This is a genomic window from Thermoflexus sp. (genome assembly GCF_025055495.1).
Lineage (GTDB): Bacteria > Chloroflexota > Anaerolineae > Thermoflexales > Thermoflexaceae > Thermoflexus.
Genome location: NZ_JANWXB010000420.1, coordinates 1 through 10,597, shown reverse-complemented (window position 1 = coordinate 10,597; position 10,597 = coordinate 1). Strand labels below are relative to the sequence as shown.

Sequence of the window (10,597 nt, the reverse complement as noted above, 5' to 3'; positions counted from 1 at the left end):
CGGAGGCCTTCCGCCGGATGACCATAGGAGGATGATTCCGCTTACGGCCCATTCGCAGTCAGGCGCATTCCTCTTCCCGCACTGCAGGGCCGCGTGGAGATAGAAAGATTGGGATGGCGGTGCGGACGGCTTCGCTGTCCGCACCGCCACCCCCAGAACATCGGCTTGCAGCGGAGCACGACCACAGACGAGGCGCGCCCCCACCCCTCCTGCGAGAGAAATCGGGAGCTCGTCCACCCCCCGTCATAAATGCATCAACCGGAACGCCAGCCCGTAAAAAGGCTGCAACACACTCCACAGAAGGCCCAGTTGCCGATCCAGCACCAGGAAAAGCAGCAGCAACAACGGCCCATAGGCCTCCAGCCGGGCGTAGGCGTATGCCAGATCCGGCGGGAGCAACCCTTGCAGCACCCGATAGCCGTCCAGCGGGGGCAGAGGAAGCATATTAAAAACCGCCAGGCCGATGTTAATAAAAATCCACGCGCTTAGGAATTGAAGGACAGGAACGAAGTTCAGAAGCGCCGACACTTCGAGGGCTGCCCGATAGGCCAGGATCCCCAGGCCGGCCAGAAAGAGGTTCGTCAACGGCCCGGCGCCGCCCACCAGCGCCATCCCCACCCGCGGGCCATAGCGGAGATAAAGCGGGTTCACGGGGACCGGACGGGCCCATCCGAACCCGGCCAGCACCAGCATCAGAGCGCCGATGGGATCCAGATGGGCCATCGGGTTCAGGGTCACCCTTCCATAACGGCGCGGCGTGGGATCCCCCAGACGTTCCGCCACCCAGGCGTGGGCCAGCTCGTGAAGCGGCAGCGCGAACAGGAAGATCACCGCCAGGGCCAGCAGATATCCCGGATCGCTCAGACGGGCAAAGGGCATACCGACCGACCTCCTCCGGTTTTCCCCCAGGGGTTACGCCGCTTGCCTCCTCGAGATGGAGATAGGCCGATTCCACCTCGTTCGGTCGGCTCCCGGCGACGTAACTTCTATAATTGTAACGGATAACACCCTCTTTCGGGGTGGTAGATCCTGGAGATAGGCTCTGAGCACCTGGGGGAGGGAAACAGGCTGGGCCTTCCTCTCTAAAAATACCGGAGCGCCGCTGAAGGCAGCGCCCCAGCCCTAATCCCCCGGGAGGTCTCGGAAGTTGCATCTTGCGTTCATGTTGTGTCGGATATACTGGAGGGCCAGGCGACGATGAAGATCCTGATCCTGGGCCTGGGCAACGATCTTCTGAGCGATGACGGCGTGGGCCTGCTGGCGGTTCGTGCCCTCCGGGAGGAACTCGGGGAGATCGGGGAGGTCGAGCTGGTGGAGAGCCCTCTTTCCGGTCTGGCGTTGCTGGATCTTCTGATCGGATACGATCGGGTCATTCTGATCGATGCCGTTCAAACCGGCCAAGCCCCGCCCGGGACGATCTGGAGGTGGCGGGTGGAGGAGTTGGGGTCGGTGCGGGCGCCTTCCCCCCACTATGCGGGGCTCCCCGAAATGCTGGCAGTCGCCCGCGCGCTGCAGATCCCGTTTCCGGAGCGCATTGAGATTTACGCGATGGAAGTGGCAGATCCCCTCACCATTGGCGGCGATCTGACCCCTGCGGTCCGCGAGGCGCTTCCGGAATTGGTCCGTCAGGTTCGGGAACAGGTGCGAGAGTGGAAGTCCTCCCCCAAGAAGGCTGCCGGAACGACCACGGATCCGGAGATGCCCGGTCGATGAGGAGGCGCGGCCGCCTCCCGGGCTCCTCCGGCTTCGTCCTGTTACGAACAGGGGATTTGAGAAGCCGAAGCCGCTCCGGAGGGCAAGGGCCCCCCTTCAGGCCCCTGGGATCCTGGGGAGAGGAGAGGGCCTGGCCTGCTTCTCCCCTGAGGGCGCTCGGATCGAACTCGTTGCCTCAATATGCAGAGGGCGTTCGAAGGATCAAGAATCAGTCTGGGGAAAAACAACTCAGGGATGGGCGGACCGCCCGCGACGGCTCGCCCATCCCGAAAGCTCCCGAGGGAGGATCAAACCGAAGAGCAACTCGTTTTTCGGAACAAGCGCTTAATCCCGACGGATCTCGCGCACCACTTCCCCACGCGGATTGTAAATCCGGATGAGAAGCGGCATCTGGCCCGGCAACGCGTGGGTCGCGCAGGCGTGACACGGATCGTAAGCCCGGAAGGCCATCTCCACCTGATTCAGGATCCTCTCATCCACTTCCCCATTCCGGATCACCGCGCGCGCCGCCTTGTCCACGGACATGGCGATGCGGGCGGCATTGTTCTGGGTGGCCACGATCAGGTTGGCCCGGGTGATGAGCCCCCGCTCATCGGTTTCGTAATGATGGATCAGGGTTCCACGGGGGGCCTCCACCACCCCGATCCCTTCCCGCGGGACGGCGGCCGGCAGGGTGCGAACCCGAGGATCCAGGATCTCCGGGTCCCGGGCCAGCTCCAGCATCCGCTCCGCGGCGTAGAGCAGCTCGATCAGGCGTGCCCAGTGGTTGGCTAAGGTGTGATGGACCGGCTTGCCGCCCAGCGTCGCGTAGAACTGCTCGTAGGCCTCCTGGGCTCGCGGGGTGGCCATGCCCTCGGCGGCGTTCAGGCGGGCCAGAGGCGCCACGCTGTAGACCCCGCTCTCCGGGCCGTCCACGAAGCCCTTCCAGCCCACCTCCTTCAGGTAGCAGAACTTGACGTAGCTCCAGGGCTCCACGCGCTCCGCGATGTGTTTCAGGTAATCCTGGACCCGGAACTTCACAAACTCCCGGCCGTTGGGATCCACCACCCGGAGCCATCCGTCGTAGAAGTTCACCCGGTTCTGGTCGTCCACCAGCCCCATGTAGTAAGTGCGATGGGTGTACGCCTCCGAGCGGATCCACTCCACATATTCGGGATTCTTCAAGACCATCCTTTCAAACAGCCCAAGGCTGAACAGGGCGAACTGGACGGCCCGCTCGGCCCCGGCCAGGAAAGCCTCACGATCCTCCGGGGTCAGGGGCTTGGCGATGCCGCCGGGGAGGCCAAAAACCGGGTGAACGACTTTGCCGCCGACACGGGTGATCAGATCCCGCAGCTGCTTGCGCACGCCGATCACTTCCCGCCCGATCTCCAGGCCGACCCGGGCGAGGACCCCCAGGATGTTGCGCTCGGCCTTGGGGGCAGTGGGGCCAACGACGAAATCCGGCCCGCCCAGGAAGTAGAAGTGAAGGGCGTGATCTTCCGCCATAAACGTGCAATACACCAGCTCCCGGATCTTCTTGGCCGCCGGCGGAGGATCCACCCGGTAAAGATCGTCCAGGGCCTTCGTGGCGGCCATATGATGGGCCGTGGGGCAGACCCCACAGATCCGCGAGGTGATCTGCGGCATCTCCTCGGCCGGACGCCCGACGGCGAACTTCTCAAACCCCCGGAGCTCCGGGACCTGGAAATAGGCCCGCTCCACTTCCCCCTTCTCGTTCAGGAAGATATGGATCTTGCCGTGCCCTTCCAGGCGAGTGATGGGATCGATTAGGATCTCGCGGCGGCTCATGAGGACCTCCCTTCCCGAGCGCGCTCGCCGTTACCCACCCGGCGATAGAGGAGCGAGGCCGGGAGGCTGTAACGGTAGAACAGGCCCACCGGATCGGGGATTCCTTCCAGGATCCGCTCGATCTCCGCCTCCCCCGTCGCGTCCAGTATGGAGGCCACGGCGGAGAGGGCTTTGGCTCCGCCGTCCAGAACGCGGCTGGTGGGCCCCAGGCAGCCGGTGCAGGGCATATTCCCGGTGATACAGGCGGCGCCGCATCCACTCCGGGTGGCCGGGCCCAAACAGAGCAGCCCCTGGGCCAGCAGGCATGTCTCCGGATCGATCAGCACTTGATGAGGCCGCTTCAGCTCTTTCAGCGCCAGGCGCTCCGGCTTGGTCGGTTTGCGGGGGCATTCGGCGCACAGGGCGACATCCGGAGCCAGCACGGAGCCTTTCGGCGGCAGGTTTCCCGACAGGAGCGCCTGGAGGGCGCTGCGGATCAGCCCCACCGGGGGTGGGCATCCCGGCAGATAGTAATCGACCTCCACTGTCTGGTCCAGGGTCTGAACCGCACCCCAGAAGCTCGGGAGGGTCAGCATTCCTTCGTCGACCTCGATGCGTTCCTCCGGGCGCACCCGCTGGGGGTTGATCACACTGGGAGCTTCCTCGTATACATACCGGAGGATCTCCTCCCGATCGTAAAGGTTGGCGAGCCCGGGGACGCCGCCGGTGTGGGAGCAGCTGCCGAAGGCGATCAGGATCTGGGATTTGGCCCGTAACAGATGCGCCATTTCGGCCTGTTCGGAGGTTCGGATGGCGCCATTGATGAAGGTGGCCACCAGCTCCCCGTCGGCGAGGCGCTCCACGTCTTCCCGTTTGAAATCCAGGGCCACCGGCCAGAAGGCGATCTCCACCGCCTCCACCACCTGGAGGATCTCCTCCGCCAGATCCACCACCGCCTCCTCGCAGCCCCCACAGGAGGCGCACCAGTAGAAAGCGACCTTCGGTTTGCTCATGGCAGGACTCCTTCCCGGGCGGCAGGCTGAGGCTCCGGCTGGGCCGCAGCGGGAAGACGGATCATTCCGGGGCGCGGCGCCAGGCGGAGGGGGCCCAGCCGGCGGATGGTCTCGGTGAATTCATTGGCCACTTTCTGAACGCGATCCCCTTCCGAGGCCGAGATCCAGACCAGCCGCAGGCGTTCCTCCTCGATGCCCATCTCCCGCAGGAGCCGCTTCAGCAACAGGTATCGCCGCAGGGCCTTGTAGTTGCCTTCCTGGTAATGGCAATCCCCTGGATGGCAGCCCCCGATGAGGACCCCATCGGCGCCGTGGCGGAAGGCGGCCAGGACGAATTGCGGATCCAGCCGTCCGGAGCACATCAGGCGGATGATCCGGACGTTCGGCGCATAGGCCATGCGGGCGGTCCCGGCCAGATCCGCCGCGGTGTAGGTGCACCAGTTGCAGAAGAACGCCACGATGCGCGGCTCGAAACCTTTGTCCCCAGCAACGGGTCGCTCAGACATAGGCCAGCACTCCTTCGATCTCCTGGAAGATCTGGGCGTCCTCGAAGAGATGCTGTCGGGCCGCTCCGGACGGACAGGCGGCCACGCAGGTGCCGCAACCCTTGCACAACGCCTCGTTGATGACGGCGATCATCCGGGCTTCGTCGAACGAGATGGCGTTATACGGGCAGAGGCCGATGCAGGTCTTACAGCCGGAGCACAGCGCTTCCACAATGTAGGCCGTGTTCGGTTCCAGCTCCACGAAACCTTTATCGATCAAAGCGAGGGCTTCCGCCGCCGCCGCCCCGGCCTGGGCCACGCTGTCCGGGATATCCTTGGGACCCTGGCAGGCCCCGGCCAGGAAGATCCCATCGGTGAACGTGGAGACCGGCGCCAGCTTGGGATGGCGCTCCAGGAAGAAGCCCTCCTTACTGCACGAGATGTTGAACATCCGGCGCACCTCATCGGCGTCCGGCTGGGGCTCCAGGCCCACTGCCAGAACCACCATATCCACCGGGATGCGACGCACGGCGCCAACCAGGGTATCCTCCACCCGGATGATCAGCTTCCCCTCCTCATCCGGGGTGATGGCCCAATCCGTGACCTCGGCTACGCGGCCCCGGATGAAGTGCACGCCCTCCTGGAGCAGGCGATCATAGAACTCCTCATAACCTTTGCCAGGAGTCCGCATGTCGATGTAGAAGTTGTAGACCTCGGCACCGGTTCGCTCTTTAATCAGATGAGCCAGCTTCAGGGAATACATACAGCAGACGCGGGAGCAATATCGGTTGAAGCGCTCATCCCGCGATCCCACGCAGTGGATGATCCCCACCCGTTTCGGGATGCGGCCGTCGCGCAATCGAACCTCGCCCCCCGTCGGGCCGGAGGCGTTCACCAGGCGCTCGACCTCCAGGGCGGTGTAGACGTTCGGGTATTTCCCGTAACCGTATTCGGGGATCCGCCGGGCGTCGAACGTCTTGAACCCGGTCGCCAGGATGATCGCCCCGACCTCGATCTCTTCGATCCGCTCCTGCTGCTTGAAGTCGATGGCCGCCCGTTCGCAGGCTTCCAGACAGGTCTGCTTGCACTTGCCCGTCTTGAACCAGATGCAGGTCTCCGGGTCGATGAGCACCACCCGCGGGGTGGCCTGAGGGAAGGGGATATAGATCGGCTTGCGCTTGCCCAGGCCCAGGTTGAACTCGTCCGGGAAGCGGGCATCCTTATACACGCAAGCGTCGATGCACTGCAGGCATCCCACGCAGAGCTCCTCGATCACGTAGCGGGGCTTCCGGCGCACCCGGACGCGGAAGTTCCCCACGAACCCCTCGACCTGGATGACCTCCGAATAGGTCCAGAGAGTGATGTTGGGATGCGCTGCAACCTGCGACATCTTCGGGGTCAGGATACAGGCGGCGCAATCCAGGGTGGGGAAGGTTTTATCGAACATGGCCATATGGCCGCCGATGGTGGGCTCCCGCTCCACCAAGTAGACGTGCTTGCCGGCGTCCGCCAGGGTCAGGGCGGCGTGGATCCCCGCGATCCCGCCGCCGACCACCAGCACGCGGTCCTTCACCGGGACACGCCGGCGTTGCAGGGGTTCGTGGAAGATCACCCGCCGGACGGCGGCGGCCACCAGCGCCTTCGCCTTTTCGGTGGCCTCCCGCGGATCTTCGGTCACCCAGCTCACGTGTTCGCGGATGTTCACCATCTGGAAGAAGAAGGGGTTCTGGCCCGCCTGCTCGAGGGCCCTGCGGAAGGTGGCCTCATGCAGCGATGGGGAACATGCGGCCACCACCACCCGGTCCAGCCGGTGCTCCCGCACGTCTTCCCGGATCATCTCCTGGCCGGGATCGGAGCACATGAACTTATACTCGCGGGCGACCACCACGAAGGGCAACGTTTTGGCGAACTCGACAACCTCGCGAACGTTCACCTTCCCCGCGATGTTGAATCCACAATGGCAAACATAGACACCGATGCGAGGGCCCCCGTTCGGGTAGATTTCATGCGCGCGCATGAGCTCCCTCCTTCGATAACGCCGCCATTCGCCCCTCGACCGGGATCAGCAAACGTTGCAACCCCAGCTCACGGGGGGGAAGACCCATGGCCATCCCGATCAGCTGGGTGAAGAACAGCACGGGCATTGGGGCCAGATCCGGGTAGCGCCGGCGGATGAAATCCTGATAGGCTTCCAGGTTGAACTGGCACAGCGGGCACACGGTGATGATCAAGTCGGCCCCTCGCCGTTGCGCCTCCCGAAGCAACAAATAGTTCAGTCGCAACCCCACCTCCGGCATCGTCCCGGTGAGGCTTCCGCCGCAGCAATGGGTCTTCAGCGGCCAGTCCACCGGCTCCGCGCCCAGGGTGCGGACGAGATCATCCATGGTGGATGGATCATGGGGGCGGTCGAACAGGGCGAACGGCCGCACGATCTGACAGCCGTAGTAGCTGGCGACCTTCAAACCGCGGAGCGGCTGCCGCACGTGGCGGGCGATCTCCTGTAGCCCCACGTCGTGAACCAGGACGTCCAGCGGATGGCGGATTCGGATCTGGCCCGGATCGCCCATGTTTCCCGGAAGCACACCAGACATCTCCTGACGGAAGGCGGTGTCGGTCATCAGATGCCGCTGCGCCTTCAGGAGCACCAGATAGCACGCGCTGCACGGAGCGATCAATTGGATGGCTCCGTTGTCCGAGGCGCCCTGGGCCTCTGCCAAGGCTAGGTTCCGCGCCGCCAGCGCGAACGCTTGGCGCTCATCGATGGACATGTAGGCCGTGGCCCCGCAGCAGTTCCAGTCCGCCAGCTCGGCCAGTGGAATCCCCAGGGCCCGGAACACCGCCAGGAGGGATTCCTCATAAGCCCGACCGGTTCCTTTCAGCGAGCAGCCGGGGAAGTAGAGGTAGCTCATCGGGCAACCTCCCGTCGCTCCACAACGCGCAACACCCGCTGCAACCCCCGACGATCCCGGATCCCCTCAGGGAGGAGCGGGAAGCGGCCGCGTCGCAGCAGCTTCCACCCCAACGTGGACATCCCCGGGATGCGCAGCGGCATCGTCTGGAGGTAAAGCCGCGCGACCACCCAGCTCTCGGTGAGGCGGCCGCGGCGGCGAACAGTGTCGTAGAACAGGCGAGCCAGGACCGGGATCGGGAATCGAGGGGGATGAACACCTTCACGAATGGCGTAGCGCTTGAGGGCATACATAACATCCGTGATGCGGATCTGTTTGGGGCACTCAACCGTGCAGGCATAGCAGGAAGCGCACAGCCAGATCGTCCGGCTGCGCAGCACCTCCTTTTTGAATCCTTCCCGAACCATGGCGATGATGCGCCGCGGGGTGTAGTCCATATACAAGCTGAGCGGGCAGGCGCTGCTACAGGTCCCGCATTGAATGCAGGACATCAATGAAGGGGAACCACTGGACGCGATAATCTCACGGGCGAAGGAGGGATCCAAATCCGCTTCGTAATGGATTCGGGGCTCCAGAGAGGCCATCGCCACGCTCCTTTCATCAAGCTGGGAAGGCTTTCCCCTCGCGATCGCCACTTCGCAATCGGGCTTCGGATCATCGATCCAGGGATCAGCGGCCCGGGTGCTTCCCCCGGCGCAGGCCCGTGCCCCTTCTCCACGACCCGAAGGCGCGGGAAGAGGCTGTGGGAACACCCCTTGCCCGCCCCTGCCTTTCGTCGACGCGAACCTCCGGACCGGGCATCCCATCTGCCACTCTATCCCGACCCCAGCCGACGGGACTCCCTTATGGGGTTCCCGGGAAGCGCTTTGGCCCTCCAGAGGGTCGCCTTGACCGCCTTTGGGCTCTCCAAATTTCGTTCGTCTTCCCTACCCTATATCGTCAAAGATGCGGGGGGATGCAACAAGTGATATCTTTCACAACGGCAAGCGCGAACCATCACGGGCGTTCCTCTGTGGAGAGGACTGAGGTCATCCCTGGGAAACAAGCGCTTTGTATCCTGGATTTGAGGGTTTTTTAGGGTGGGCTGGGGGCTTCGGGCCCCCAGCCCCTCTCTTCGCTTAGCCGAGCGCCACGCCGGCGTGGCGCCTAGCGGGAGCCCGTGAGGGTTCCCCGAAATCGGGAACTCATCGGAACGCGGCTTCGTCAAGAGTCATGAGCCTACTGCACCGCGAGCTCCGCGAAACGGCGCCACCCGGAAAGGAGGAAAAATGAAGACCGTTCTCGCGTATCTCTTGTCTGGCCTCCTTCTTCTGAGCGCCATGGCCGCATGCGTCCGCCCGGCCGGTCCGCTCGCGGGAGCCCAGGCCCCGCCTACGGTTGTCCAACCCCTGCCCGTCCACATCCTGCAGTCCAGCAAGCCCCGGAGCGCCGCGCCCGAAGCCTCCCTTCAGGACCTGGAGCAACTGGTTCAGGGGAACACAGCGTTCGCACTGGATCTCTATCATCACCTCCGGAAGTCCCAGGGCGGGAACCTCTTCTATTCCCCCTACAGCATCTCCTTGGCCCTGGCGATGACCTACGCAGGTGCCCGCGGCGAGACGGAGCAGGCGATGGCCCGGACCCTTCGCTTTTCCCTTCCCTCGGATCGGCTCCACCCGACGTTCAACGCGCTGGACCAGGCCCTCATCCGCCGGGGGCAGGGAGCCAAAGGCAAGGACGAAAAGGGCTTCCGGCTCCGGATCGTCAACGCCCTCTGGGGACAGGTGGGTCATCCCTTCCGATCGGAGTTCCTGGACCTTCTGGCCGAGCACTACGGCGCGGGGCTAAGGGGAGTGGATTTCGCTCGGGATCCCGAGGCCGCCCGCGCCCTCATCAACGACTGGGTCCGCCAGCAGACCGAAGGCCGCATCCAGGACCTCATCCCGCCGAACGCGATCGACCCCTTGACCCGCCTGGTCCTGACCAACGCCCTCTACTTCAATGCCGCATGGGCCGAACCCTTCGATCCGGATCTCACCCGCGAGGACGCGTTCTACCTCCTGGACGGCACGGAGATCCGCGTGCCGATGATGCAGCAGACCACGAGGATGGGCTATGCGGAGGGCGAGGACTACCAAGCGGTGGAGATCCCCTACGACGGTTGGGAGCTGGCGATGGTCGTCATCGCCCCGAAGCGGGGCCAGTTTGAGACCTTCGAGGCCTCCCTGGACACGGCGCGCCTGCAGGAGATCCTGCAGGGTCTCACGCCCCGGGAGGTTGCCCTGACCTTCCCGCGGTTCCGGGTGGAATCTTTCTTCCGCCTCGCGGAGGCCCTGGGGGCGATGGGGATGCGGGTCGCCTTCACCCCGGGCGAGGCGGACTTTTCGGGGATGGACGGCACCCGCAACCTCTTCATCGGCGACGTCCTGCACAAAGCCTTCGTCGCCGTGGACGAGGCCGGGACGGAGGCCGCCGCGGCGACCGCCGTGGTCATGAAAGCAACCGCCATCGGCCTGGCCCCGGTGGAGGTGAAGGTGGACCGACCCTTCATTTTCCTCATCCGGGACCTTCCGACGGGCGCGGTCCTCTTCGTCGGGCGTGTGGTCCATCCCTGAGGCGCCGGGAAAGGGAGATCGGGGGAGGCAGGGCTGCGGAATCCTTCCCTCCTGCGGGTTTAGGGGCTGGGGCGCCGCTGAAGGCAGCGCCCCAGCCTCCAAAATCTCGTTTT

General features: G+C 64.5%; 9 protein-coding genes. 2 read left to right on the top strand and 7 right to left on the bottom strand.

All coding sequences use genetic code 11. From position 1 onward, the window contains the following. Positions 1–243: 243 nt before the first annotated feature. Positions 244–879, bottom strand: coding sequence for a site-2 protease family protein (locus NZM16_RS13735; protein ID WP_295452400.1), 636 nt, complete (start codon positions 877–879; stop codon positions 244–246). Between the two features lie 318 nt (positions 880–1,197). On the opposite strand from NZM16_RS13735, the gene NZM16_RS13730 reads away from it, so the two are divergent. Next, positions 1,198–1,713: a hydrogenase maturation protease gene (locus NZM16_RS13730; protein ID WP_295480928.1), complete on the top strand. Its 516-nt coding sequence runs from the start codon at positions 1,198–1,200 to the stop codon at positions 1,711–1,713. 324 nt (positions 1,714–2,037) lie between these two features. On the opposite strand, the gene NZM16_RS13725 is transcribed toward NZM16_RS13730, so the two are convergent. The 6 genes from NZM16_RS13725 to NZM16_RS13700 are packed head-to-tail and all read right to left on the bottom strand — an operon-like array spanning position 2,038 to position 8,474. Continuing rightward, a complete protein-coding gene (locus tag NZM16_RS13725; protein WP_295480926.1) occupies positions 2,038–3,504 on the bottom strand; it encodes a Ni/Fe hydrogenase subunit alpha in 1,467 nt (488 codons plus the stop codon). Next, positions 3,501–4,496: a hypothetical protein gene (locus NZM16_RS13720; RefSeq protein WP_295480924.1), complete on the bottom strand. Its 996-nt coding sequence runs from the start codon at positions 4,494–4,496 to the stop codon at positions 3,501–3,503. Before NZM16_RS13720 ends, NZM16_RS13725 begins: the two co-directional genes overlap by 4 nt. Then, positions 4,493–5,002 (bottom strand): hydrogenase iron-sulfur subunit, encoded by a 510-nt coding sequence (locus NZM16_RS13715; RefSeq protein WP_295480922.1) that lies wholly within the window; start codon positions 5,000–5,002, stop codon positions 4,493–4,495. The genes NZM16_RS13720 and NZM16_RS13715 overlap by 4 nt, the downstream gene beginning before the upstream one ends. Further along, a complete protein-coding gene (locus tag NZM16_RS13710; protein WP_295480920.1) occupies positions 4,995–6,998 on the bottom strand; it encodes a CoB--CoM heterodisulfide reductase iron-sulfur subunit A family protein in 2,004 nt (667 codons plus the stop codon). Before NZM16_RS13710 ends, NZM16_RS13715 begins: the two co-directional genes overlap by 8 nt. Beyond that, entirely contained in the window at positions 6,985–7,890 is a 906-nt protein-coding gene (locus tag NZM16_RS13705) for a CoB--CoM heterodisulfide reductase iron-sulfur subunit B family protein (RefSeq protein ID WP_295480918.1), read from the bottom strand. Before NZM16_RS13705 ends, NZM16_RS13710 begins: the two co-directional genes overlap by 14 nt. Continuing rightward, a complete protein-coding gene (locus NZM16_RS13700) occupies positions 7,887–8,474 on the bottom strand; it encodes a 4Fe-4S dicluster domain-containing protein (protein WP_295480916.1) in 588 nt (195 codons plus the stop codon). The genes NZM16_RS13705 and NZM16_RS13700 overlap by 4 nt, the downstream gene beginning before the upstream one ends. 684 nt (positions 8,475–9,158) lie before the next feature. Here NZM16_RS13700 and NZM16_RS13695 point away from each other — a divergent pair. Further along, positions 9,159–10,484, top strand: coding sequence for a serpin family protein (locus NZM16_RS13695; protein ID WP_295480914.1), 1,326 nt, complete (start codon positions 9,159–9,161; stop codon positions 10,482–10,484). The last annotated feature ends 113 nt before the right edge of the window (positions 10,485–10,597 follow it).